A 23,090-nucleotide genomic window follows, 5' to 3' on the forward strand; every position below is an offset into this window, starting at 1 on the left:
AATTGAACAAAAAACACGCAAGTTTACACCAGCAAGGCGACAGACCACGAATCTGCCGCCCAAGTGTTAAGCATGACGTTTGGGCAATGCAAAACTAAGCAAGAACAAACTGGCGGCAGAAACCACAATCGAAGGCCCGGCGGGCGTGTCTTGAAACCAGGAAAGGCTGAGCCCGCAGCACACGGCAACCATACCCAGCAGGCTCGCACCGAACGCCATTTGCTCAGGCGTTCGCGCATGACGCTGGGCGGCTGCGGCTGGAATAATCAGCAACGAGGTAATCAGCAACACCCCGACGATTTTCATCGCCACCGCAATCACCACAGCAATCAAAAGCATCAAGCTCAGACGAATCGCCGCGACCGGCAGCCCTTCAACCTTGGCCAGTTCCTCGTGCACGGTAATTGCCAGCAAGGGCCGCCAAAGAATCGCCAATAACACCAGCACCAGCGCGCTGCCGCCGAGAATCCAGGCCAGATCAGTGGGGCCGACAGCCAGCAGATCACCAAACAGATAGCCCATCAAATCAATACGCACGTCATGCATGAAGCTCAGTACCACCAAACCCAGGGACAGGGTGCTGTGCGCGAGAATCCCGAGCAGGGTGTCGGAGGCCAGCGGCTGCCGGGTTTGCAGTGTCACCAAGAGCGCCGCAATCAATACGCAGCCAACGGTAACGGCGAACATTGGGCTGACATCCAGCATCAAGCCCAGTGCCACGCCAAGCAGGGCCGCGTGCGACAGCGTATCGCCAAAATAAGCCATGCGACGCCAAACCACGAACGAACCCAGCGGGCCGGCAACCAGCGCCAATGCCAGACCGGCAACCAGCGCATTAATCAGAAAATCAGCCATTATTTTTCCGCGCTCCCCGGCGCGTGCCCGCAGTTCGGGCCATGTACATGAGGTTGCTCGCTGATGACGCCGCCATGCAGGTCGTGGGCGTGGTCGTGATGGTGGTGATAGACCGCGAGGCTTTTCGCATCCTGACCGAACAGCTCGACAAACGCGGGGTCGCCGCTGACTTGCTCCGGGTGCCCGGAACAACATACATGGCGATTGAGGCACACCACTTTGTCAGTGGTACTCATCACCAAGTGCAAGTCATGGGAAACCATCAGCACGCCACACTGGTGACGGTCACGCAGACGGGTAATCAGCCGATATAACTCCGCCTGCCCGGCGACATCAACACCCTGGACCGGCTCATCAAGCACAAGCAACTCAGGTTCGCGCAACAGCGCCCGCGCCAGCAATACCCGTTGCATCTCGCCGCCGGAGACTGTTTGCAAAGGGCTGTCGATAACATGCTCGGCGCCAACTTCAGCCAAGGCTGACAACGCCTTGCGTCGATCCACACCCGGTACCAAGCGCAAAAAGCGCAGCACGGTGAGCGGTAAGGTGGCGTCGACATGCAGCTTTTGCGGCATATAGCCGATGCGCAGCTTGTGCTTGCGCCAGACATCGCCAGTATCGATTTTCAGCAAACCGAGCACTGCCCGTACCAGGGTTGTCTTGCCAGCACCGTTGGGGCCGATCAGGGTAACGATTTCACCCGGTCTGACGCTAAGTTGCACGTTCTCAAGCACGGCCTGACCAGAAAAGTGAACGCCGACATCTTCAAGCCGTATCAGCGCATCAGTCATTTGGGCTCCCGGCAGGCTGCGCATAATCCAACCACTTCGACGGTCTGGCTTTCGACTGCAAAGCCAATGCTCTTGGCGCTATTGAGAATGGCTTGGTTAATTTTCTCGTGCTCAAGCTCAACTGCGACGTGGCAATCGCGGCAGATCAGGAACTGGCCCTGATGCGCATGCTCTGGCTGGTTACAGCCGACAAAGGCATTGAGTGAAGCAATGCGGTGCACCAAGCCGTTTTCCAGCAGGAAATCCAAGGCGCGGTAGACCGTAGGCGGCGCGGCGCGGCGACCATCTTCATCGCTCAGTACACCGAGGATGTCATAGGCGCCCAATGGCTTATGGCTCTGCCACACCAATTCCAGCACCCGTTTGCGCAACGCGGTCAGGCGCGTGCCTTGGCGCAGGCAGATATGTTCGGCTTCAGCCAAGGCATGGCTGACGCAATGCGAATGATCGTGTGGGCGGGATGCAAGCGGTGTCTGAGTCATGGGCGGCGACGTTTTGGTTAAGAGACGTTATTATATAACCTCTTTTGTCCTTATCGAGTATTTATCGTGTCACGTGTCTTCTCTGTCGCTTGTTTATTGCTGAGCACCTTGCTGTGCAGCACCGTTGCCCAGGCTGAGGTGCAGGTGCTAACGAGTATCAAACCCCTGCAGCTGATTGCCGCCGCCGTGCAGGATGGCGTTGGCGAGCCTGATGTACTGCTGCCGCCTGGCGCATCGCCGCACCATTACGCACTGCGACCTTCGGACATTCGCCGGGTGCGTGATGCCCAGTTGATGTATTGGGTTGGCCCTGAACTGGAAAACTTTCTGCCACGGGTAATGGCCCAGCGCACACAACCCAGTGTCGCGATACAAACCCTGAAAGGGCTGCAACTGCAGCATTTCGGCGAAACGGAGGAACATGAGGCACACAACCATGGCGCCGATGATCACGATCACGACCACCAACCGGGTAGCCTGGATGTGCACCTGTGGCTGAACCCAGTCAATGCCCAGGTCATTGCCGAACGCATGGCTGCTGACTTGAGCAGTGCGGACCCAAGCAACGCCGCGCGCTATCAAGCCAATCTGGCAGCTTTCGACGAGCGCCTGAAAACCCTCGACGCACGCTTGAAGACCCGCTTGCAGGCTGCCGAAGGCAAACCCTATTTCGTCTTCCACGAAGCCTATAACTACTTCGAACACGCCTATGGCCTTGAACACGCTGGCGTATTCAGCGTCTTGGGAGAAGTGCAGCCAGGCGCCAAGCATGTCGATGCGATGCGCGAGCGCTTGCAAGAAGCGGGACCGGCCTGCGTATTCAGCGAGCCACCCTTTGTACCGCGCCTGGCGAAAACCCTTACCGCAGGCTTGCCGGTCAACCTGGCGGTACTCGACCCAATGGGAGCTGAGCTGAGCGCCAACGCAACAGGCTACGAGACGTTGATGGATAACTTGGCCAACGACCTGACTCAATGCTTGGGCAATTTACCTGCGGCCCAACAGCAACAGCCCTAAACCAGTGTTTGCCTGCAATCCAGGCAAACACCAATTACAGGGCAAATGGCAGGTGTAAATCGACTTGCTGACGATGACTCAGGCGCTGGCGAAACTCGTCTGGGTCATGAATCAGCACTTCCTGACCGGCGAATGACTCTGCGGCGATCAGGCGTGACAGCCAAAAACGCACACATGCTACCCGCAGCAGGGTTGGCCAAAGTTCAGCCTCAGCTGCTGTGAACGGACGCAACGCAGCATAGGCGCCAAGCAAGGCGCGGGCCCGGTGCAGATCAAGCTGGCCGTCTGCTCCTGAGCACCAATCATTAAGCGTGATCGCCAGGTCATACAGCATCGGCCCCGAGCAGGCGTTGTAGAAATCGATCACCCCAGCCAGATGCAGGCCATCAAACAACACATTGTCACGGAACAGGTCAGCGTGCAGATTAGCTTGGGGCAATGCTTGGATTTGCGTCTTGTGCTGGTTAATTTCAGCCAGCACCGCATTAAGCAACTCAGCAGACTTGGCTGGCAATTGCTCGGCCAGATGCGGGCCTTGTTGCAACATCCAGTCGAGGCCACGATCACTTTTGCGCGTGATCGGTTGCTCACGGGTTGCCACATGAATACGCGCCAGCAGTTGCCCAACCTCCTGGCAGTGATGGGCATTGGCCTCGCTCACATGCTTGCCACTCAAGCGCGGCTGCAGCAAGGCAGGCTTATCAGCCAAGCTGCGCAAGGCTTGATCATCGGTGGTGCGCAACGCATAAGGCACTGGCAAGCCAGCCTCATGCAACACATCGAGCAGCTCGATAAAGAACGGCAGGTCAGCGCTTGGACCACGCTCGATCAGGGTCAGGACGAATTCGCCCTGCTCCAGGCTGATAAAAAAATTGGTGTTCTCACTGCCCGCAGCAATACCTTGGAAGTCGCGCAGGCGACCTAATCCATAGGGAGCAAGAAAGACTTCTAACTCTGGACGTTCCAGAGGGGTAAACACGGACATGTCAAAACTGCCTTAGCGCCTAAAACGTTATCTGTATTGCTCGATTACCAGCTGAAGATTTCCCATGCAGGAATCAACATGTCAGGGTCGTCGGAACGGATGAAATTGCCGTCACTGCCATCAGAGCGCACCAAAAAGTAAGGTTTGCCATTCTTTGGAATGACTTTGATCGCATACAGAAAACCGTTGACCCGGTACTCCTGCACCTTGCGATCGCCTTCTTGACGTATGGTTACGTCCGGTTCCGCAGTGACCGGATCCTCGGCATGCGCCACGGTTGCGCCAACGCCAAGCAAGCCAGCCAGTAACAGGCAGTTAAGTGTGCGCATGGTAACCTTGCCCTTTTGTAGTCAACGATGCAGTCATTCTAGTGGTTAGTCAGTCTATAGGGTTAATTGTTGTTCGTCGGCTTTAGAAAAGCTGCGCACAATTGGGCTACCCTGTTTACGCTCGAACACCATTAAGACTGCCCCCGTCAAAAGGTTAAACCTGCTCATGAGTCAAACCCCTCTGGTTCTGGTCGACGGTTCTTCGTACCTGTACCGCGCCTTTCATGCATTGCCGCCACTGACCACCTCAAAGGGTCTGCCCACAGGTGCGGTCAAGGGCGTGTTGAACATGCTCAAGAGTTTGCGCAAGCAATATCCAGACAGCCCTTTTGCCGTAGTTTTCGATGCAAAAGGCGGCACCTTCCGCGATGAAATGTTTGCCGAATACAAAGCCAACCGCCCTTCCATGCCGGATGAACTGCGCGTGCAGATCGAACCGCTGCATGCCAGCGTGCGCGCACAAGGCTTGCCATTGCTCTGCGTTGAAGGCGTTGAGGCCGATGACGTAATAGGCACGTTGGCGCGCAAAGCTGCAGGTGAAGGCCGCGATGTGGTGATATCCACAGGCGACAAGGACATGGCGCAGCTGGTCTGCAAGCACGTTACCCTGGTCAACACCATGACCGGTAGCGTCTACGACATCGAAGGCGTGAAAGAGAAATTCGGGGTCGGTCCTGAGCTGATCATCGACTACCTCGCACTGATGGGCGACAAGGTCGACAACATTCCGGGCGTGCCCGGAGTCGGTGAAAAAACCGCGCTGGGCTTGTTAGTTGGTGTCGGTGGCGGCCTTGATGTGATCTACGCCAATCTCGACAAAGTCCCTGAGCTGCCAATTCGTGGCGCCAAAGGCTTGCCTGCCAAGCTCGAAGAACATCGCGACATGGCTTACCTGTCCTATCAGTTGGCAACCATCAAGCTCGACGTCGAACTGAACGTCGAGATTGAAGCGCTGCACCCGGGCACCCCCGACGTAGAGCAGTTGCTTGAATTATATGAAGAGCTGGAATTCAAGACTTGGCGCGACGAGCTGCAGCGCAAACACAAAGCGGTGGCAGCCAAGGTTGCAGCGACGCCGTCCAATGACCTGTTTGCCCTGCCAGCAGATGTCGCCGACGCACCGGCGGATGCCAGCGATGCAGTAACCGCAGCAGGCGGTTACCAGACCGTACTTGAGCAAGCTGAATTTGACGCCTGGCTTGAGAAGCTAGATAAAGCCGAGCTCATCGCCTTTGATACCGAAACCACCAGCGTAGATGCCCAGCAGGCGCAACTAGTCGGTGTTTCATTTGCCGTCAGCGCCGGTGAAGCCGCGTACGTGCCCTTGGCCCACTCTTATATGGGCGTGCCGACACAACTTGATCGCGACGCCGTGCTCAAGGCGCTGAAGCCAATCCTCGAAAACCCGAATAAAGCCAAAGTCGGCCAGAACGCCAAGTACGACATCAACATACTGGCCAATGCCTCGACGCCCGTCCATGTCCAGGGTGTGAAGTTCGACACCATGCTGGAATCCTACGTGTACGACTCCACCGCAACGCGCCACGATATGGACAGCCTTGCGCTCAAGTACCTCGGCCACAGCACCATCCGCTTTGAAGATATTGCTGGCAAAGGCGCCAAGCAGCTGACCTTCGATCAGATTTCTCTCGAACAAGCCGGCCCCTATGCTGCTGAAGATGCAGATATAACCCTGCGTCTGCACCAGGCGCTGTGGGAGAAGCTTTCGGCCACGCCGAGCCTGCTCAGCGTGCTCGGCGATATTGAAATTCCGCTGGTACCGGTGCTGGCGCGTATTGAACGCCAGGGCGCACTGGTCGATGCCAAGCTTCTCGGCGAACAGAGCCGCGAGCTGGGTGAAAAGCTGATTGCGCTGGAGCGACAAGCATTCGACATCGCGGGCGAAGAGTTCAACCTGGCCTCGCCCAAGCAGCTCGGGGTGATTCTCTACGAGAAACTCGGCCTGCCAATCATCAGCAAGACAGCCAAGGGCCAAGCATCTACCGCTGAAGCGGTGCTGGCCGAACTGGCTGAGCAGGATTTCGAACTGCCCAAAGTGCTGATGCAATACCGCAGCCTGAGCAAACTCAAGAGCACCTATACCGATCGCTTGCCAGAGCAAATCAACCCGCGCACGGGGCGAATCCACACCAGCTATCATCAGGCGGTTGCCGCCACAGGCCGCCTGTCTTCCAGTGACCCGAACCTGCAGAACATTCCGATCCGCACTGCCGAAGGCCGACGCATTCGCCAAGCCTTTGTCGCGCCTAAAGGCTACAAGCTGCTGGCGGCGGACTACTCGCAGATCGAACTACGGATCATGGCGCACCTGGCGCAAGATGCCGGCCTGCTTGATGCTTTCCGCCACGATCTTGATGTGCACAAGGCCACGGCTGCCGAAGTATTCGGCGTAGAACTTGATGAGGTCAGCAGCGACCAGCGCCGCAGCGCCAAAGCCATCAACTTCGGCCTGATCTACGGCATGAGCGCGTTCGGCCTGGCCAAGCAGATTGGGGTCGACCGCAAGCAGTCGCAAGCTTATATCGACCGCTACTTCGCGCGTTATCCGGGGGTTCTGGCCTATATGGAAAGCACCCGGGCAAAGGCCGCAGAGCAAGGCTTCGTCGAGACCATCTTCGGGCGCCGCCTGTATTTGCCTGAGATCAACGCGAAAAACCCGGCGCTGCGCAAAGGCGCCGAACGCACGGCAATCAACGCCCCAATGCAAGGCACTGCAGCCGATATCATCAAACGCGCAATGATTGCTGTGGATAAATGGCTGACCGAATCAAAGCTCGATGCCAAGGTTATCCTGCAGGTTCACGATGAATTGGTGCTTGAGGTACGCGAGGACCAGGTCGATACGGTTCGCGAGCAGATAAAACTGCAAATGAGCGGCGCCGCCAAGCTGGATGTGCCGCTACTGGTCGAGGTCGGGGTAGGCAACAACTGGGACGAAGCCCACTGATCTCGGGCCCTGTAGCATGGACAGCGCATGCTGTCCGTGCTACAGATCGCAAAGTTATTAAAAGCCTTTGCTTATGACTAAAATATTTTTTAAAACGGCTGAACTTTCTTTTCCAGCAACCAGTCAGAGGTTATGAATGGCCCGCAAAGCCATTCATGCTCCTTTGTTGTGTTAAGTGTTGGCAGACATCTGAACCCCGCCCTAGCGGTTCAGACCCTTAAACTCCGAACTTCTCCCTCCCCATATGAAGCTCGGAGTTTTTTTTGCCTGAAGAAAAGTTCAGCCCGCCCCGCAGGCCTCGTAATCGCTGAGGTTCAGCATATCTAAACAGCGCAATTTAGCAGCCGAGCCTAGTCTTCGATTTCGTCCTGCGCGACTTCTGCATCGGGCTCATTGAGCATCAGCCACTCGGCCAAAACCGCCTGCGCATCTTCAACACCAAGGCGCTTGGGCGCGGAAAACAGCTGGATGCTGATCTGCTTGCCCCAGTTCCTGTGAATTTCTTGCTGCACTTTCAACAGGACATTCTTGGCGGCGCCAAAGGTCAACTTGTCGGCTTTGGTCAGCAGAATATGCAGCGGCATGCCGCTGGCTTTCGACCAATCGAGCAATAATTGGTCGAACTCGGTGAGCGGATGACGGATATCCATCATCAATATCAGCCCGCGCAGGCTTTCGCGACTGCCCAAATAGGCTTCCAGGTGCTTTTGCCAATGCAACTTGAGAGGAATTGGCACCTTGGCGTAGCCATAGCCTGGCAGGTCGACAAGACGCCGTTCGTCGTCCAGGCGGAAGAAGTTAAGCAATTGCGTGCGCCCCGGCGTTTTCGAGGTGCGGGCCAGGCTCGCGTGGGTGATGGTGTTCAGCGCGCTCGACTTACCCGCGTTAGAACGCCCGGCAAATGCCACTTCATGGCCGTGATCAGACGGGCATTGATCAACCTTTGCGGCGCTGATCTGAAAGGTGGCTTTTTGGCAAAGGCCGATGATTGGGTTCTTTAATTGCATGTAATTGCCTGGGTATCCGGTAAGAGCGTGGGCGAGAGCGGCGCATATTTTGCGCCACGAATGAGTGTGGCCCTTGCGACATTTGCGCGCATCCTGCCTGTGATAGCTACATCGGGCAAGTCGCGTCGTTTCCGTTTCAGTCCTGCCAGTATATAATGCCGCAGATTTTGTGTGCGCTTTGCCCTTTACTTGGGGTATGTGTACACGGGGACGAATAAGATTATCTGCGCATAGAATGCAGAACGCCCCTCCCTGATGAGGTTGATCTCGTGAAAAAAATATTGCTAGCTGCAGGTGTATTGACACTGTCACTAAACACCCAGGCTGCCCAAGACCCAGAAGCTGTATACGCTAAAGCGTGTGCCGCTTGTCATAACGGTCAACTGCCTATGGCGCCTAAAAAAGGCGACAAGGCTGCGTGGGAGCCGCGTTTGGCCAAAGGTACAGATGCTCTGGTTGCGAGCGTCACCAATGGTTTGAATGCCATGCCGCCACGCGGTTTGTGCATGGATTGCACGGCCGAGGATTACAAAGCGGTCATCAAATTGATGACTGAATAAACTCGGTCTATTACTCTTTCTCTCTTAGCCGTTATTGGATTAGCTGATGAACAAAGTACTCGTGAGTCTGCTGTTGACCCTTGGTATCACTGGTTTGGCGCATGCCGCCGGCGACGCTACTGCTGGTCAGAGCAAAGCCGCTGTATGTGGCGCCTGTCATGGTCCTGACGGCAATAGCCCAGCCCCAAACTTCCCTAAACTGGCAGGTCAAGGCGAGCGCTACTTGCTCAAACAGATCCACGACATCAAGAACGGTGACCGTACCGTTGTCGAGATGACGGGTATTCTGGATAACCTCTCCGAGCAGGATATTGCTGATATCGCTGCCTACTTCTCCAGCCAGAAGATGAGCGTCGGCGCAGCTGACCCGGAACTGGTCAAGCGCGGCGAAGCACTGTTCCGCGGTGGCAAGCTTGAAGAAGGCATGCCAGCTTGCACCGGCTGTCATTCACCTAATGGCGCGGGTATCGCTGCTGCCGGTTTCCCACACTTGGGCGGTCAACACGCAACCTACGTTGCCAAGCAGCTGACCGACTTCCGTGAAGGCAACCGCACCAACGATGGCGACGCAATGATCATGCGCTCTATCGCTGCAAAGTTGAGCAATAAAGACATCGCTGCCATTTCGAGCTATGTCCAAGGCCTGCACTGAGTTGTGCACGCTGTGACATGAAGTGTTAAAAAAGGGTGGCAATGGCCACCCTTTTCTATTTGTTGCGCCGTTACAATGGCTTGAACCTCGCAAAAGACTACAGGTCGAACCGTCAAACCTGTGATCTAAGGCCAGACATCGCTTATTTTTTTAAAGGAGTTCTGCATGCGTAACCTGATTCTTAGCGCCGCCCTGGTCACTGCCAGCCTGTTTGGTGTTGCGGCGCACGCCGAACCAATCGAAGCGGGCAAACAGTATGTTGAGTTGTCGAATCCTGTACCGGTATCCAAGCCCGGCAAAATCGAAGTGGTTGAGCTGTTCTGGTATGGCTGCCCGCATTGCTATCAGTTTGAGTCGACCATCAACCCGTGGATCAAGCAACTGCCTGATGACGTCAATTTCGTTCGCGTACCGGCAATGTTCGGCGGTGTCTGGAATGTCCATGGTCAATTGTTCATCACCCTCGAAAGCATGGGCGTAGAGCACCAGGTTCATTCGTCAGTATTCGATGCGATCCACAACCAGGGCAAAAAACTGGCCACTCCAGAAGAGATGGCTGACTACCTGGCTGGCCTGGGTGTTGACCGTGAAGAGTTCCTCAAGACCTACAACTCCTTTGGCGTGAAGAGCCAGATGGAGAAAGATAAGAAACTGGCGATGGCCTATCAAATCAGCGGCGTCCCAACCCTGATCGTCAACGGCAAATACCGTTTTGACATCAGCAGCTCCGGTGGCCCACAGCAGGCACTGGAAGTTGCCGACCACCTCATCGCCAAGGAGCGGGCTGCGCAGTAAGCGCGCCTGCCCGAGGCGTTAGCCGTGCTACGCCGTTGGCAAAAAACACGACAGGTTAATCTGTGCGACCCACAAATCAACCTGTCGTGCGAGCCGGTAGCTGACTGGCCTGAAAATAACTGCCTGCGCCTGCTCAGCTTTAATATCCAGGTAGGCATCAGCACCGAGCGCTATCACCACTACCTGACCCGCGGCTGGCAACATATCCTGCCCCACGCAGGCCGCTCACTGAACCTGCAACGCATTGGCGCGCTACTGGCCGATTACGATGTGGTTGCCCTGCAAGAAGCCGATGGCGGCAGCTTGCGCTCGGGCAATATCAATCAGGTCGAACACCTTGCGCACCTCGGCGCATTTCCTTTCTGGTACCAACAGCTCAACCGCAACCTCGGCCGTTTTGCCCAGCACAGCAATGGCCTGTTGAGCCGTATTCGCCCGACGTTGATCGAAGACCACCCGCTGCCCGGGCCACCCGGTCGCGGAGCCATATTGCTGCGCATTGGCGAAGGCGAGGATGCAATTGCGGTGGTCATGATGCACTTGTCGTTGGGCGCACGTACGCGTTCACGGCAACTGGCCTATATCCGCGAGCTGCTCGGCAGCTATCGTCACCACATATTGATGGGTGACATGAATACCCACGCCAACGACTTGTTGCTCAACTCGCCGTTGCGCGACCTGGGCTTGCTGGCGCCGCAGGTTGATGCCACATTCCCGAGCTGGCGGCCCCAGCGCTGTCTTGATCATATTTTGCTCAGCCCGACACTTGAACTGAGACGCGTGGAAGTCCTGGCTCAGCCGATCTCTGATCATTTACCCGTTGCAGTTGAGATTGGCCTACCCAACATGCCAAACGCCGCAAAGCCGCCTATGTTAAATACATCATCCGCGCGGAAGCCTTGAATGAGCACTGATGCTGAACATTGGAAAGACAAATATCTGTCCAGCCTCGAACAACAGGACAAGCTCGAACAACGTTGGGATATGCGTCTTGATCTGCTGCGCCGTGGCCTGGTGCGTAGCAGCCTTGCTGCAGAAGGTGCCGACAAGGCCGTCGACCAGTGCATGCAGGATTTGCGGGCCGTGCTGCGCAAAAATGATATCGACGCTGGCCTGTCCAATCTGATTCCACACCTGGAACGCACCGTTCTCGACTCTGAAAAACAGCGCAAAAAGCGCGCGGAACGTATTACCGAAGCCCTGACGGCACTGGTTGATCAACTGTTTCGCCTTGAGCCGCCACGTGAAATAACCAAGCCACTCAAAGCCTTTGCCAAAAAACTGGAGCGCTCATATGAACACTCCAGCGAACTACCAGCGCTGCTCACCGAACTCAGCACACTGCAACGACAAACACTGGCGGCACTAGAAAACCAAGAAACCAAACGCCCCGGTTTGCTGCAGCGCCTGCTTGGAGGTAATCACCCCGCACCCGCCCAGGCTCCAGCCGCTGAATCGCTGCAGCCACAAGCAACAGGCGTTACGGCGAACACGTCCTATCTGGCGCCAATGCCTGAGACTGAGCAAGAAACCGAGCCGCAAAGCGCCGTTGAACCACAGGACGAATACTCACTTGAGCCTGCGGCCAACGAACCGCTGCCTGAAACCGAACCGCTGGCAGACCAGCAGCCCCCAAGCGATCCACTCCTTGTAGAGGCTGAAAAGCAGTCGGTAATAGAGACCGTTGTAGCCGTCCAAGCGAACACCATTGAAACGGATGATCAAGCTCAAGAACCCGTCATTGCCGAAGTTGCAACGACTGAAACGCATCACGACCTGGCTTCGCCAGAGACCGCGACTGAGCCTACCGAGGAAGTGGTCCAGGCCGATCCCGAGCTAGAACCAGAGCCGGTCTACAGCGCAATTGCCGATCACGTTGAGGCAACCCTGCTCGAGTTGCTTGCCGAACTGCCCCTGCCCGAACACCATCAGTCGCAAGCCGAGGCATTAAGCAAGCGCATCCGCGCGGGCTTGAACATGTATGAGCTAGTCCCGGTGCTCGATGATCTCGCGGTACTGATGCGCGTAATTGCAGATGTCGGGCAACGCGAGTTTGAGGGCTACCTAAAGCAACTCAACGAGCGCCTTGCCCACTTCCAAGGGTCACTCAAGGATACGCATGAAGGCTACGTTGAAGCGGTCAACTCTGAGCGAGCGTTGGATACCGAGCTTCGCGAACAGGTTGATGGCCTCAATGCCAGCGTGCAAGAGGCCACGGACCTGAGCAACCTCAAAGACCTGGTTGAAAACCGCCTGAGCGGCTTGCTTGGCACCATGGCGCAATACCAATCGCAGCGTGATGAACGCGAGCAACAAGTCACCAGCCGCCTGCAAACGCTGGTTGAGCGCGTTGCGAGCATGGAGCAGGAAGCAACAGGGTTTCGCCAGCACATTGAGGAGCAGCGGCAAAAGGCCCTGATCGACCCGCTCACCGGGCTACCCAATCGCGCGGCCTGGAGCGAGCGCCTTGAAATCGAACTGGCCCGCTGGCAACGCTACAATGGCCACCTGCTGCTGGCGATTATCGATATCGACCACTTCAAGCGGATCAACGATGCCTACGGCCATCTGGCGGGTGACAAGGTGCTGAAGATCATTGCCGGCGAGCTGCAAAAGCGGATGCGCAAAACCGATTTTATCGCCCGCTTCGGTGGCGAGGAGTTTGTTGTGCTGCTGCCATCAACCCCACTGGAAGGTGGCCAGCAGTTAATAGAAACCCTGCGCAGCGCCATTGAGAAGTGTCCGTTTCACTTCAAGGGCGAGCCTGTCACCATCACCTTGTCGGCGGGCATCAGTGCCTTTGCTGAAGGTGAACGCAGCGATGAGGTGTTCGAGCGCGCCGACCAGGCGCTCTACCGCGCTAAAAAGCAGGGCCGCAACCGTGTAGAGCAGGGCTAGCTCTGAACCATCGCTGCACTCACAGGAACCAACGGAACCACGGCGACCCGACTGAAGTATTTGCATGCCAGGGCTCGATACAGCCCTGCCCGCAAAGACTGTTGCGCCCAACGCAGCTAAACTAGCATCAGGATGATGGAGTGATGCATGGATATCTTAAGCATCGCGGTATTGATATTTCTGGTGACTGACCCGTTCGGTAACATCGCGATCTACATTGCTGCGTTAAAAAACGTCAGCCCCGAGCGGCGCTTGTGGGTGGCTGGGCGCGAGCTGCTCTTCGCCCTGGCGCTGTTGCTGCTGTTCCTAACATTTGGCGACAAAATCCTCAGCAGCCTGGGCCTGTCACGAGAGGCCACGGCGATTGCTGGGGCTATAATTCTGTTTGTCGTCGCCATGCGCCTGATTTTTCCCAGTCCACAAGGCTTGTTGGGCGATTTGCCAGACGGTGAACCCATGCTGGTTCCACTGGCAACACCTGCAGTTGCCGGGCCCTCAGCGCTTGCCGTGTTGATGACCCTGCGTAATACCCATGCCGGTCCACTTTGGGAGCTGTATCTGGCGGTGATCATCGCGTGGACGGCTACCGCATTTATCTTGCTGCAGGCATCGTTACTGCAGCGTTTTTTAGGTCCCCGAGGGTTAACTGCAATTGAACGACTTATGGGCATGTTATTGATCATGCTCAGTGTCGACATGCTGCTGGATAACCTGCAAAGCGTGCTGCATATCAAACCATGAAATTATTCTGTATTACCCTGATGTTGGTCTTGCTGGCCGGTTGCGCCAGCGGCCCAAGCATCGACAAGAGCTACACCGCAACCGGCCAAGGCAGCCGGGTGCAATATGTGGTCCTGCATTACACCTCGACCAATTTGCAACGCTCCCTGGAGCTGCTGACAACCACGGATGTCAGCAGCCATTACCTGATCGACTCAAACCCTGCGACCGTCTACCAGCTCGTGGATGAAAACCGTCGTGCGTGGCATGCAGGGGTCAGTTCATGGAAGGGCCGCACATGGCTCAACAGCACCACCATTGGCATTGAAATGGTCAACAAAGGCTACACCGACACGCCTTCCGGGCGGGTGTGGCAGCCCTATACCGAAGCGCAGATCCAGGCGCTGATCAGCTTGCTCAAAGACATTGTCAAACGCCACGACCTGCCGCTCGGCAGTATTATCGGCCACAGCGATGTAGCACCTCAGCGCAAGGTTGACCCGGGCCCCTACTTTCCATGGAAACGCTTGGCCGATGAAGGGCTGGTGCCATGGCCGGATGCCAACGAAGTCGCCCGCAAGCAGGCGCAACTGGCGGTCAACCTGCCCAATATCGGCTGGTTCCAGCATCAATTGGCGCGTCAGGGCTACGAGATCATCGAGAGTGGTCAACTCGATAAACAAACCCGCAAAGTACTTGCCGCATTTCAAATGAAATATCGACCCAGCAACTATTCCGGCGAAGCCGATGCACAAACCGCCGCGATGCTGCTGGTGCTCAACAGCAAGCTCTAAGCGACAACGCCACCTTGCCCATGCAAATCACGGAGCCAAAGTCTGTTTGGACCCACCGCCCCGAAACCCTGAAGCTAAGGAGTTACGACCGTTGTACCAATCAGCCGCGAATCCGCCAGCGCTGCAGTGCGATGCACGGTCACGGCTTGATAGGCAGGGTCGCTGATCATGCTCAGGAACGCTTGCTTGGAGGGATAGCGCACCAACAGCATCTGGTCCCACTGCTCATCACTGGGTGCAATCAACGCGACATGGCCCGCGGCCAGCAATTCCACATTGCCGCCCACGCCCTGCACTTTACCCAGGGCCGTCTTGCTGTAGGTCGCATAGGCTTGCTGGCCGCTGCATGGCGCGTGGCTGCTGCCCTCGGGATAGGCGGCTTGTGCATTGAAACGCAGCAGGTTGAGCATCAGGATTGGCACATTGTCGGGCATACGCTCGGCAAACTCGGCCAGTTGTTCAGGACTCGGATTCAAGCTGGGCATGTCAGTCTTCCACTAGGTAGCAGACTCAACAGTGCCTGAGCCTTGGTCAGGGTCAAGGCTCATTGACCGGGTTTATGAGATGTAATGAGTCAAGCTGGGCGCGCGCCCTCTTCAATCAGGCAAGCATGGCCTGCAGGGTGCTGCGCAACTGGTCGAGCTGGAAGGGTTTTCTGATCGTGGCGACTGCACCATTGACCACAATATCCTGCATTTCTTGATGCTGGGCGTCATAGCCGCTTGCCAGCAGTACCGCGATATCAGGCCGCAGTGTCTGCGCTTGCTGGGCCAATTCAAGCCCGCTTATATCCGGCAAGCCAATATCTGTCATTAACAGGCTTAGCGCCTGTTCGCTACGCAAGATGCCCAGGGCCGTATCGCCATCCTCTGCACCGAATACTTGATAGCCAAAGGCTTCAAGCACTTCGAGGGTCAAGGTTCTGACCACCGCATCATCTTCGACCACCAAAATGGTGTGCAGGTTGACGCCGAGGATGCCAGTCTCATCTTGCATGTGCGGGCCTTTCGTTAGAGCCAGGTGGCTAGGTATTTAGGTGCGCCAGAATCCGCCTGTAAGGCTTCGACGGATCAGCGAGAAATCCCCTGACTGCCCGCTCGTCCAGCGTCGTATTGTTTAAATCTGCAGCGGCTGATCAATTGAAAACCTATAACCGCGACTAGAGTATGTTCTCACTAGTCACTGTTCTTAAGTATGATTATCTGTGCATATTCATGCAAAATCTTGATTTTTCAGCCTAGGGCCGACCATGACCAACCCAGCATCCAACAGTGAGCAGAGTTTTCGTCAGCTCGTGCGCCGCAATATCGCGCTGCCGTTAGGTATAGGTTTAGTCACCGCCTTATTTTTTATCGGTTTGATCTTTTTCCTGATCAACGCGCAAAAAGGCGTTGAATTTACCGATCAGGTGATTAGCAGCGCCAGCCAGTCAATCAAGCTGACAATCGATCTGGAAACCTCCCTGCGCGGCTACCTGATTACCGGCGAAGAAAGCTTCTTGCAGCCTTACGAGGAAGCCCGGCCGCTGATCAAGACGGAGCTGGAAACCCTCAAGGCAATGGTCAAGGACAACCCGGACCAGAACGCCCGCCTAAGGCGTATTCAAGCCCTGCACCAAGAGTGGGACAACTACGCCAAAGGCATGATCAACCTGCGCCGGAACAACGCAGACATCAGCGGCGCTGTCGCCTCGGGACGTGGCAAGCGAATTACCGACAGCACCCGCGACGAGTACGACAATTTCATCCAGATCGAGCAGCAACGCCGCCAGGCGCGCAACCAGAAAGCCAATGATTCAGTGGTCTTGTATGTGCTGCTTTATGTGCTCGGTAGCCTGACACTGAGCTGCTTACTGGCCTATTTTGGCCGTCGGGACCTGCTTGGATTGGCGGCGCAACACGCGCAAATCCTCGAGCAACAGCGCCAGAGCACTGAGCTTATCGAGCAAAAAGCCTGGTTGAGTAATGGCCAAAGCCTGTTGGCAGAGCAAGTTCTCGGCCTGGCGAGCTTGCAGACGCTAGGGCGCAATGTACTGAACTGCCTGGCTTCGTACCTGGACGTTGCGGTGGGCGCCTTCTATGTACGCTCGGAGCAAGGCGACATAAGCCGGATCGCCAGTTACGGCTTCAGTCGGGAGCTGGAGAATGCCGCGCAGGACTTCAACAGCAATGAGTCATTGGTTGGCCAGACCGCCAGCGAAAACAAATTCCTGCAATTGGATAACCTGCCCAACGGCTACCTGAAAGTCAGCTCCGGGCTGGGCAATACGTCGCCGGTCAGCATTGTGCTGCTGCCGATCAGCAACGGCTATTCGGTCAATGGCGTGCTCGAACTGGGTTTTTTAAAGCCGATTAATCCGCGCGTAAGCGAATTTCTCAAGCTGATCGCCGAGCCAGTTGGCACCTCAATCGACTCGGTACGCAACCGCCAGCGCCTGCAAGAAATGCTCTCGGAAACCCAGCAACTGAACGAAGAACTGCAGGTGCAACAAGAAGAGCTGCGCACAGCCAACGAGGAGTTGGAGGAGCAGTCACGGGTGCTCAAGGAGTCGCAGGCGCACCTTGAAACCCAACAGGCTGAACTTGAGCAAACCAACGAGCAGTTGGCGGAACAAACCCAGACCCTGGCCGATCAGCGCGATGCACTCGACGAACGCAATACCGCACTGGGCCGGGTTCAGGTCCTGTTGGAGGAACGCGCCCAAGAGCTGCAACGTGCCAGCCTGTATAAGTCCGAGTTCCTCGCCAATATGTCCCATGAGCTGCGCACACCACTCAATAGCTCGCTGATCCTGGCCAAGCTGCTGGCGGACAACCCGCAAGGTAACCTCAGCGACGAACAGATCAAGTTTGCCGAATCCATCTATTCGGCTGGTAACGACCTGCTCAACCTGATCAATGACATCCTCGACATCTCCAAGGTCGAAGCCGGCAAGCTTGAGGTTCACCTGCATGAGCTGAAGATCGAGCGCGTCATTGAAAGCATGCGCAACGTCTTTGAGCCACTGGCCAACGACAAGAACCTCGAGTTCGACATTCAGTTACTGGCGGGCGTGCCAGACGAAATGGTCAGTGACCAGCAGCGCATTGAGCAGATCCTCAAGAACCTGTTGTCCAATGCAATCAAATTCACTGAGAAAGGCCGTGTAGTGCTAACCGTAAGCCGCCAGCCCGGCGCCGGTATTGCGTTCGCCGTACAGGACACCGGCATTGGTATTCGCCAAGAGCAGCAAGAAAGCATTTTCGAAGCATTTCGCCAGGCCGATGGCGCAATCAACCGGCGTTACGGCGGTACCGGTTTGGGCCTTTCCATTTCTCGTGACCTGGCAACATTGCTTGGCGGCTCGATCAGCATCACCAGCGAGCCGGGCGCTGGCAGCACCTTTACCTTACTGCTGCCAGAGACCTATGACGAAACTGCGGCCAGTGCAAACACCGGCCCACGTCTCGAGGTTGCGGTGCAACAGCCCATCACCGTCGCGCAGGCTTCTGTGCCTGTACCCGCAGTGACCGCGCCGATACAGCTACCGAGCTTCGCCGATGACCGCGACCAACTGCCAGCGGCTGGACGTTGCGTGCTGGTGATTGAGGATGAACCCAAGTTCGCGCAGATTCTTTATGACCTGGCCCACGAGCTTGAATACAACTGCCTGGTCGCCCATGGCGCTGACGAAGGGGTTGAGCTGGCCTCGACCATGTTGCCACGAGGCATCTTGCTCGACATGCGCCTGCCCGATGCATCCGGCCTTACCGTTTTGCAACGCCTGAAAAACAACCCGCTGACCCGGCATATCCCCGTGCATGTGATCTCGGTTGAAGACCGCATGGAAGCCGCGCTGCAACTGGGCGCCATTGGCTATGCAGTAAAACCCACCACCCGCGAACATCTCAAGGATGTATTTGCCAAGCTTGAGGCCAAGCTTTCCCAGCAGGTCAAGCGGGTACTGCTGGTCGAAGACGATGCCTTGCAGCGTGAGAGCATCGCCCATTTGATTGGTGATGAAGATATCGAGATCACCGCAGTCGAGTTTGGCGAGCAAGCGCTCGAGCTGCTGCGCACGACAATTTTCGACTGCATGATCATCGACCTCAAACTGCCAGACATGCAGGGCAACCAGCTGCTCAAGCGTATGTCTAACGAACAGATCTGCGCTTTTCCTCCGGTGATCGTCTACACCGGTCGCAACCTGACCCGTGATGAAGAAGCGGACCTGATGAAGTATTCCAAGTCGATCATCATCAAGGGTGCCCGTTCACCGGAACGCCTGCTCGATGAAGTGACGCTGTTCTTGCACAAGGTCGAGTCACAGTTGTCCACAGAGCGCCAGAGCATGCTCAAGACGGCGCGCAACCGGGACAAGGTTTTCGAAGGGCGGCGCATCCTGCTGGTCGATGATGACGTACGCAATATCTTTGCCCTGACCAGCGCTCTTGAGCAAAAAGGTGCGGTGGTCGAGGTCGGTTGTAACGGTCGCGAGGCGATTGAAAAGCTTAATCAGTTTGAAGATATCGACTTGGTGTTGATGGACATCATGATGCCGGAAATGGATGGCTATGAAGCCACCGAAATTATTCGCAAGGACCCGCGCTGGCGCAAACTACCGATTATTGCGGTAACCGCCAAAGCCATGAAGGACGACCAGGATCGCTGCTTGCGAGCCGGTGCCAACGACTACCTGGCCAAGCCCATTGATCTTGACCGGTTGTTCTCTCTGATCAGGGTATGGATGCCCAAACTGGAACGAATTTAATGGCGCCTGAGCGAACCCGCGATATTGAGTTGCGCCTGCTGGTCGAGGCCATCTACCTCAAGTACAACTACGATTTTCGCGACTACTCTGGGGCTTCGCTCAAACGTCGCGTGCGCCATGCGCTGGTCCAGCTCAAATGCCAGAGCATTTCGGCGTTGCAAGAAAAAGTGCTGCATGAACCGGGCGTATTCATGCAACTGTTGCAGTACCTGACCATCCCGGTCAGTGAGATGTTTCGCGACCCCAGTTACTTTCTGGCCTTGCGCCAGAATGTGATGCCGATTCTACGCACCTATCCGTCGCTGAAAATCTGGATTGCGGGTTGCAGCACCGGCGAGGAAGTATATTCCATGGCAATTTTGCTCAAGGAAGAAGGCTTGCTTGAGCGCTCGATCATCTATGCAACCGATATAAACCCGGTGTCCCTGGAACGTGCCGAGCGCGGCATCTTCAGTTTGGACAACATGCGCAGCTACACCGAGAACTACCAGCAGGCCGGTGGCCTCAAATCATTCTCGGACTATTACACCGCAGCATACGACGGGGTGCTGTTCGACAAGACATTGCGCGCCAATATCACCTTCGCCGACCACAGCCTGGCCACTGACACGGTGTTTGCCGAAACTCATCTCGTCTCCTGCCGCAACGTGCTGATCTACTTCAACAAGCCGCTGCAGGACCGGGCACTTGGTTTATTCCATGAGTCACTCTGCCACCGTGGTTTTCTTGGCCTGGGCAGCAAGGAAAGCATCGACTTCTCAACCTATTCACGCAGCTTTGAAGCGCTGAGCCGTGCCGAGCGGGTTTTCCGTAAATTATGAAGCCGAGTAATTGGCAACAAGCCCTTGCCGCGCACCCGGTACCAATCGATGCATTGGTAGTCGGCGCATCTGCCGGTGGCGTCAGTGCCTTGCTGACGATTTTTTCCGGCTTGCCGGCCAACTTCAGGCTGCCCATTGTTGTGGTCTTGCACCTGCAGGACAACCGCCGAAGTGAGTTAGCTGAGGTCATGGGGCGGCGCCTGGGCGTGGCCGCCAAAGAAGCAGAAAGTCGCGAGCAGCTGCAAGCGGGGACCCTGTACTTCGCCGCGCCGGGCTATCACCTATCGATTGAGACGGATTACAGCCTGTCCTTCAGTCGCGAGGAGCCGGTGTATTTCTCCCGTCCCTCGATTGATTTTCTGTTTGAGTCTGCGGCTGACGCCTATGGCGCCAACCTGGCAGGTATTTTATTGACTGGAGCCAATCAGGACGGCGCTTCAGGCTTGGCGACGATCAAGCAAATGGGCGGCTTCACTGTCGTCCAGGACCCACAGGATGCACATGTACCCACCATGCCCTTGGCTGCCTTGGCGTTGCACCAGCCAGACGTAGTTGCCGGGCTGGATGATATTCGGGCGTTGCTCATAGAACTGGAAGCGGCTTAAGCATGCTGAGCAAGATCATAACCAAACTACTTATTGTCGATGACATCCCGGAAAACCTGTTGGCGCTAGACGCGCTGATTCGTGGTGAGGGTCGACAAATATTTCATGCCAGCAGCGGTGAACAAGCACTGGGCCTGCTGCTGCAGCACGAGTTCGCGCTGGCGATCATCGATGTACAGATGCCAGACATGAACGGCTTTGAACTGGCCGAACTGATGCGCGGCACAGAAAAAACCAAGAACATCCCTATCGTCTTTGTCAGCGCCGCTGGCCGTGAGCTCAACTATGCCTTCAAGGGCTACGAGACCGGCGCAGTGGACTTCCTGCAGAAACCACTGGATGTTCAGGCTGTAACCAGCAAGGTGGCGGTGTTTGCCGACCTGGATCGCCAACGCCAAGCCATCAATATTCAAGTCCAAGCGCTGGAACAAAGCCGCCGCGAGCAAGAAACCCTGCTCAATGAGTTACGCAGCACCCAAGAAGAGTTGAAGCTGGCCGTGCGCATGCGCGATGACTTCATGTCTATCGTTTCCCATGAGTTACGCACCCCGCTTAACGGCCTGATTCTCGACACCCAGTTGCGCAAGATGCACCTTGAGAACGGCAATATGCAGGCCTTCACCCCAGAACGCCTGCAGGCGATGAACAGCCGTGATGAGCGCCAGATCACCAGCCTTATCCGCCTGATCGAGGACATTCTCGACGTTTCGCGGATCCGCACTGGCAAGTTGTCAATTCGTCCTGGCGAGGTCGACCTTGGGGTTTTAGCCGAGCAGGTGCTGGAGCGCTACAGCGCCCAACTCGATGAGTCCGGTTGCACGCTCAGCACTGAAATCGCCATCGGAGTCGTAGGCTGCTGGGATGCATTTCGAGTCGAACAAGTGATGATTAACCTGCTGACCAACGCCATGCGTTACGGCGCCAAGCAGCCAATAAGCGTGCGTGTATTGGCAGATGACCAATTTGCCTACCTGCAGGTTCAGGATCACGGAGTCGGTATTTCCGAGCAGGACCAGCAGCGAATCTTCGAGCAATTTGAACGCGTGAACGCCAACCAGTCGGCCCAAGGGCTGGGACTTGGATTATTTATCACCGAACAGATAGTCACTGCCCATCAAGGCCAGATCAAGGTTGAAAGCGTACAAGGGCAAGGGGCCACCTTTACCGTTGCCTTGCCACTGAAGATTGGCACTTCGCCCAGCAATAGCTGGGCATAAGGCTTGTCGTGCATTTTGCAATACTGACAATAGGCAATCGTGCAGACTGCAATTCAAACCTTTCGATTAAAATATATAAGTCTTTGATTTATAAGTAATTTATCTAATAAAACATTTGGCACGCAGCCTGCAAAGTACCCTGCATCACTAAAACATTGCTAAAGGGTGCGACTCCGATGAAAACTGTACTGAACCTGCTAAGTGCCGCAGCAGTTGTAATCAGCGGCGCAGTTGCATCAACCGCACCCTCAATCGATACCAGCGCCAACACCCATGCACAGATCAAGGCGCGTTCTGTGCCGACATTTCAGCACCAGCCATTGGCCAATTCAGCGGCACGCACTGCGGCCTTCTTGCCCGCAGCTGAAGCCGATCAAAGACTGAACCCGTCGCAGGTCGAACTGATGCCCAATACCAATCAGCGCTGGGTGTTCTAAGCAGGCCTGAATCACTGTCTTATCAAAACCATAGAGCGCCGGCATGAGCTGTGTAAGCACATGCAAGGGAGGCGCAATTGTGTGAGCGCGTACCGAGTAAGGTGCACCGGAGGAGTTGAGTTATGTCAAAGACTGCATTGGGATTACTGGTTCTGACTGTATTGAGCGGCACTGTGTTATTGATGGATGCTTATTCTGGCAGCCAAAGCAGCGCCGTACTGAAGTGCACCTTTGCGCTTTCGCTCTGTGCTTCAACCGTGGCACTGGCACTTGGCCGACGGATCAAGTTTGATCCGGTTCTGCGCTGAGCAAGCGACTGCCAGGCTTCAAAAACCCAGGGTTTTAAAGCCAAGCCGATACAACTTTCCTGAATGCCAGACACCCCCAATAGGTGTTCGGCATTTTTT

At 56.0% G+C, this 23,090-nt stretch carries 23 protein-coding genes; 15 read left to right on the forward strand and 8 right to left on the reverse strand.

Annotated elements, in window-relative coordinates:
- Positions 1–66: 66 nt before the first annotated feature.
- From znuB to AACY26_RS09395, 3 genes are read right to left on the reverse strand one after another with little or no spacing between them, the layout of a single operon-like run.
- A complete protein-coding gene (gene znuB / locus AACY26_RS09385; RefSeq protein ID WP_339513294.1) occupies positions 67–855 on the reverse strand; it encodes a zinc ABC transporter permease subunit ZnuB in 789 nt (262 codons plus the stop codon).
- The gene (znuC, locus tag AACY26_RS09390) at positions 855–1,646 is read right to left on the reverse strand and encodes a zinc ABC transporter ATP-binding protein ZnuC (RefSeq protein ID WP_339513296.1); all 792 of its coding nucleotides are present in this window, start codon (positions 1,644–1,646) and stop codon (positions 855–857) included. Before znuC ends, znuB begins: the two co-directional genes overlap by 1 nt.
- Positions 1,643–2,128 carry a Fur family transcriptional regulator gene (locus AACY26_RS09395; RefSeq protein ID WP_339513298.1) on the reverse strand — a complete coding sequence of 162 codons (486 nt, stop codon included), beginning with the start codon at positions 2,126–2,128 and terminating at the stop codon, positions 1,643–1,645. The genes znuC and AACY26_RS09395 overlap by 4 nt, the downstream gene beginning before the upstream one ends.
- 66 nt (positions 2,129–2,194) lie before the next feature.
- Between AACY26_RS09395 and znuA the strand changes: the two genes are divergently transcribed.
- Positions 2,195–3,145: a zinc ABC transporter substrate-binding protein ZnuA gene (gene znuA, locus AACY26_RS09400; protein WP_339513300.1), complete on the forward strand. Its 951-nt coding sequence runs from the start codon at positions 2,195–2,197 to the stop codon at positions 3,143–3,145.
- Positions 3,146–3,179: 34 nt separating this feature from the next.
- Here the strand turns inward: znuA and AACY26_RS09405 are convergent, their stop codons facing one another.
- The gene (locus AACY26_RS09405) at positions 3,180–4,130 is read right to left on the reverse strand and encodes a homoserine kinase (RefSeq protein WP_339513302.1); all 951 of its coding nucleotides are present in this window, start codon (positions 4,128–4,130) and stop codon (positions 3,180–3,182) included.
- A 44-nt stretch (positions 4,131–4,174) separates the two neighbouring features.
- Positions 4,175–4,459, reverse strand: coding sequence for a DUF2782 domain-containing protein (locus tag AACY26_RS09410; protein ID WP_339513304.1), 285 nt, complete (start codon positions 4,457–4,459; stop codon positions 4,175–4,177).
- 166 nt (positions 4,460–4,625) lie between these two features.
- On the opposite strand from AACY26_RS09410, the gene polA reads away from it, so the two are divergent.
- Positions 4,626–7,427 (forward strand): DNA polymerase I, encoded by a 2,802-nt coding sequence (gene polA / locus AACY26_RS09415; RefSeq protein ID WP_339513306.1) that lies wholly within the window; start codon positions 4,626–4,628, stop codon positions 7,425–7,427.
- A 350-nt stretch (positions 7,428–7,777) separates the two neighbouring features.
- On the opposite strand, the gene yihA is transcribed toward polA, so the two are convergent.
- Positions 7,778–8,434: a ribosome biogenesis GTP-binding protein YihA/YsxC gene (gene yihA, locus AACY26_RS09420; RefSeq protein WP_339513308.1), complete on the reverse strand. Its 657-nt coding sequence runs from the start codon at positions 8,432–8,434 to the stop codon at positions 7,778–7,780.
- A 269-nt stretch (positions 8,435–8,703) separates the two neighbouring features.
- On the opposite strand from yihA, the gene AACY26_RS09425 reads away from it, so the two are divergent.
- From AACY26_RS09425 to AACY26_RS09455, 7 genes are all read left to right on the forward strand, one after another.
- Positions 8,704–8,994 (forward strand): c-type cytochrome, encoded by a 291-nt coding sequence (locus tag AACY26_RS09425; RefSeq protein WP_339513310.1) that lies wholly within the window; start codon positions 8,704–8,706, stop codon positions 8,992–8,994.
- A 46-nt stretch (positions 8,995–9,040) separates the two neighbouring features.
- Positions 9,041–9,646 carry a c-type cytochrome gene (locus AACY26_RS09430; protein WP_010488028.1) on the forward strand — a complete coding sequence of 202 codons (606 nt, stop codon included), beginning with the start codon at positions 9,041–9,043 and terminating at the stop codon, positions 9,644–9,646.
- Positions 9,647–9,811: 165 nt separating this feature from the next.
- The gene (locus AACY26_RS09435) at positions 9,812–10,441 is read left to right on the forward strand and encodes a thiol:disulfide interchange protein DsbA/DsbL (protein WP_339513313.1); all 630 of its coding nucleotides are present in this window, start codon (positions 9,812–9,814) and stop codon (positions 10,439–10,441) included.
- A gap of 24 nt (positions 10,442–10,465) precedes the next feature.
- Positions 10,466–11,344 carry an endonuclease/exonuclease/phosphatase family protein gene (locus AACY26_RS09440; RefSeq protein WP_339513314.1) on the forward strand — a complete coding sequence of 293 codons (879 nt, stop codon included), beginning with the start codon at positions 10,466–10,468 and terminating at the stop codon, positions 11,342–11,344.
- The gene (locus tag AACY26_RS09445; RefSeq protein ID WP_339513316.1) at positions 11,345–13,339 is read left to right on the forward strand and encodes a GGDEF domain-containing protein; all 1,995 of its coding nucleotides are present in this window, start codon (positions 11,345–11,347) and stop codon (positions 13,337–13,339) included.
- A 147-nt stretch (positions 13,340–13,486) separates the two neighbouring features.
- Entirely contained in the window at positions 13,487–14,080 is a 594-nt protein-coding gene (locus tag AACY26_RS09450; RefSeq protein WP_339513318.1) for a MarC family protein, read from the forward strand.
- Positions 14,077–14,853, forward strand: coding sequence for an N-acetylmuramoyl-L-alanine amidase (locus tag AACY26_RS09455; RefSeq protein ID WP_339513320.1), 777 nt, complete (start codon positions 14,077–14,079; stop codon positions 14,851–14,853). Before AACY26_RS09450 ends, AACY26_RS09455 begins: the two co-directional genes overlap by 4 nt.
- Positions 14,854–14,927: 74 nt before the next feature.
- Here the strand turns inward: AACY26_RS09455 and AACY26_RS09460 are convergent, their stop codons facing one another.
- Both AACY26_RS09460 and AACY26_RS09465 read right to left on the reverse strand, forming a co-directional pair.
- A complete protein-coding gene (locus AACY26_RS09460) occupies positions 14,928–15,338 on the reverse strand; it encodes a DUF1330 domain-containing protein (RefSeq protein WP_339513322.1) in 411 nt (136 codons plus the stop codon).
- Between the two features lie 115 nt (positions 15,339–15,453).
- The gene (locus AACY26_RS09465) at positions 15,454–15,849 is read right to left on the reverse strand and encodes a response regulator (RefSeq protein WP_339513324.1); all 396 of its coding nucleotides are present in this window, start codon (positions 15,847–15,849) and stop codon (positions 15,454–15,456) included.
- Between the two features lie 253 nt (positions 15,850–16,102).
- Between AACY26_RS09465 and AACY26_RS09470 the strand changes: the two genes are divergently transcribed.
- The 6 genes from AACY26_RS09470 to AACY26_RS09495 all read left to right on the forward strand — a co-directional run bounded on the left by AACY26_RS09470 (position 16,103) and on the right by AACY26_RS09495 (position 22,991).
- Positions 16,103–19,603, forward strand: a complete 3,501-nt coding sequence (locus AACY26_RS09470) for a response regulator (protein WP_339513325.1) — start codon at positions 16,103–16,105, stop codon at positions 19,601–19,603.
- The gene (locus AACY26_RS09475; RefSeq protein WP_339513327.1) at positions 19,603–20,424 is read left to right on the forward strand and encodes a CheR family methyltransferase; all 822 of its coding nucleotides are present in this window, start codon (positions 19,603–19,605) and stop codon (positions 20,422–20,424) included. Before AACY26_RS09470 ends, AACY26_RS09475 begins: the two co-directional genes overlap by 1 nt.
- Complete coding sequence (locus AACY26_RS09480; RefSeq protein WP_339513329.1) at positions 20,421–21,029, forward strand: chemotaxis protein CheB; 609 nt, start codon at positions 20,421–20,423, stop codon at positions 21,027–21,029. The genes AACY26_RS09475 and AACY26_RS09480 overlap by 4 nt, the downstream gene beginning before the upstream one ends.
- A 2-nt stretch (positions 21,030–21,031) precedes the next feature.
- On the forward strand, positions 21,032–22,246 hold the full coding sequence (locus AACY26_RS09485; RefSeq protein ID WP_339513331.1) for a hybrid sensor histidine kinase/response regulator: 1,215 nt from the start codon (positions 21,032–21,034) through the stop codon (positions 22,244–22,246).
- A gap of 176 nt (positions 22,247–22,422) precedes the next feature.
- Positions 22,423–22,683 carry a hypothetical protein gene (locus tag AACY26_RS09490; protein ID WP_339513333.1) on the forward strand — a complete coding sequence of 87 codons (261 nt, stop codon included), beginning with the start codon at positions 22,423–22,425 and terminating at the stop codon, positions 22,681–22,683.
- Positions 22,684–22,805: 122 nt separating this feature from the next.
- Positions 22,806–22,991, forward strand: a complete 186-nt coding sequence (locus AACY26_RS09495) for a PA3371 family protein (RefSeq protein WP_339513335.1) — start codon at positions 22,806–22,808, stop codon at positions 22,989–22,991.
- Positions 22,992–23,090: the final 99 nt, after the last annotated feature.

It is taken from the genome of Pseudomonas sp. RL_15y_Pfl2_60 (assembly GCF_963970595.1).
In the GTDB taxonomy this organism is placed as follows: Bacteria; Pseudomonadota; Gammaproteobacteria; order Pseudomonadales; family Pseudomonadaceae; genus Aquipseudomonas.

Bases quoted from the DNA above. Each gene is read 5' to 3' on its own strand.
- znuB (WP_339513294.1), bottom strand. From the start codon at position 855: ATGGCTGATTTTCTGATTAATGCGCTGGTTGCCGGTCTGGCATTGGCG.
- znuC (WP_339513296.1), bottom strand. From the start codon at position 1,646: ATGACTGATGCGCTGATACGGCTTGAAGATGTCGGCGTTCACTTTTCT.
- AACY26_RS09395 (WP_339513298.1), bottom strand. From the start codon at position 2,128: ATGACTCAGACACCGCTTGCATCCCGCCCACACGATCATTCGCATTGC.
- AACY26_RS09405 (WP_339513302.1), bottom strand. From the start codon at position 4,130: ATGTCCGTGTTTACCCCTCTGGAACGTCCAGAGTTAGAAGTCTTTCTT.
- AACY26_RS09410 (WP_339513304.1), bottom strand. From the start codon at position 4,459: ATGCGCACACTTAACTGCCTGTTACTGGCTGGCTTGCTTGGCGTTGGC.
- polA (WP_339513306.1), top strand. From the start codon at position 4,626: ATGAGTCAAACCCCTCTGGTTCTGGTCGACGGTTCTTCGTACCTGTAC.
- yihA (WP_339513308.1), bottom strand. From the start codon at position 8,434: ATGCAATTAAAGAACCCAATCATCGGCCTTTGCCAAAAAGCCACCTTT.
- AACY26_RS09430 (WP_010488028.1), top strand. From the start codon at position 9,041: ATGAACAAAGTACTCGTGAGTCTGCTGTTGACCCTTGGTATCACTGGT.
- AACY26_RS09435 (WP_339513313.1), top strand. From the start codon at position 9,812: ATGCGTAACCTGATTCTTAGCGCCGCCCTGGTCACTGCCAGCCTGTTT.
- AACY26_RS09445 (WP_339513316.1), top strand. From the start codon at position 11,345: ATGAGCACTGATGCTGAACATTGGAAAGACAAATATCTGTCCAGCCTC.
- AACY26_RS09450 (WP_339513318.1), top strand. From the start codon at position 13,487: ATGGATATCTTAAGCATCGCGGTATTGATATTTCTGGTGACTGACCCG.
- AACY26_RS09455 (WP_339513320.1), top strand. From the start codon at position 14,077: ATGAAATTATTCTGTATTACCCTGATGTTGGTCTTGCTGGCCGGTTGC.
- AACY26_RS09460 (WP_339513322.1), bottom strand. From the start codon at position 15,338: ATGCCCAGCTTGAATCCGAGTCCTGAACAACTGGCCGAGTTTGCCGAG.
- AACY26_RS09465 (WP_339513324.1), bottom strand. From the start codon at position 15,849: ATGCAAGATGAGACTGGCATCCTCGGCGTCAACCTGCACACCATTTTG.
- AACY26_RS09470 (WP_339513325.1), top strand. From the start codon at position 16,103: ATGACCAACCCAGCATCCAACAGTGAGCAGAGTTTTCGTCAGCTCGTG.
- AACY26_RS09475 (WP_339513327.1), top strand. From the start codon at position 19,603: ATGGCGCCTGAGCGAACCCGCGATATTGAGTTGCGCCTGCTGGTCGAG.
- AACY26_RS09480 (WP_339513329.1), top strand. From the start codon at position 20,421: ATGAAGCCGAGTAATTGGCAACAAGCCCTTGCCGCGCACCCGGTACCA.
- AACY26_RS09485 (WP_339513331.1), top strand. From the start codon at position 21,032: ATGCTGAGCAAGATCATAACCAAACTACTTATTGTCGATGACATCCCG.
- AACY26_RS09490 (WP_339513333.1), top strand. From the start codon at position 22,423: ATGAAAACTGTACTGAACCTGCTAAGTGCCGCAGCAGTTGTAATCAGC.
- AACY26_RS09495 (WP_339513335.1), top strand. From the start codon at position 22,806: ATGTCAAAGACTGCATTGGGATTACTGGTTCTGACTGTATTGAGCGGC.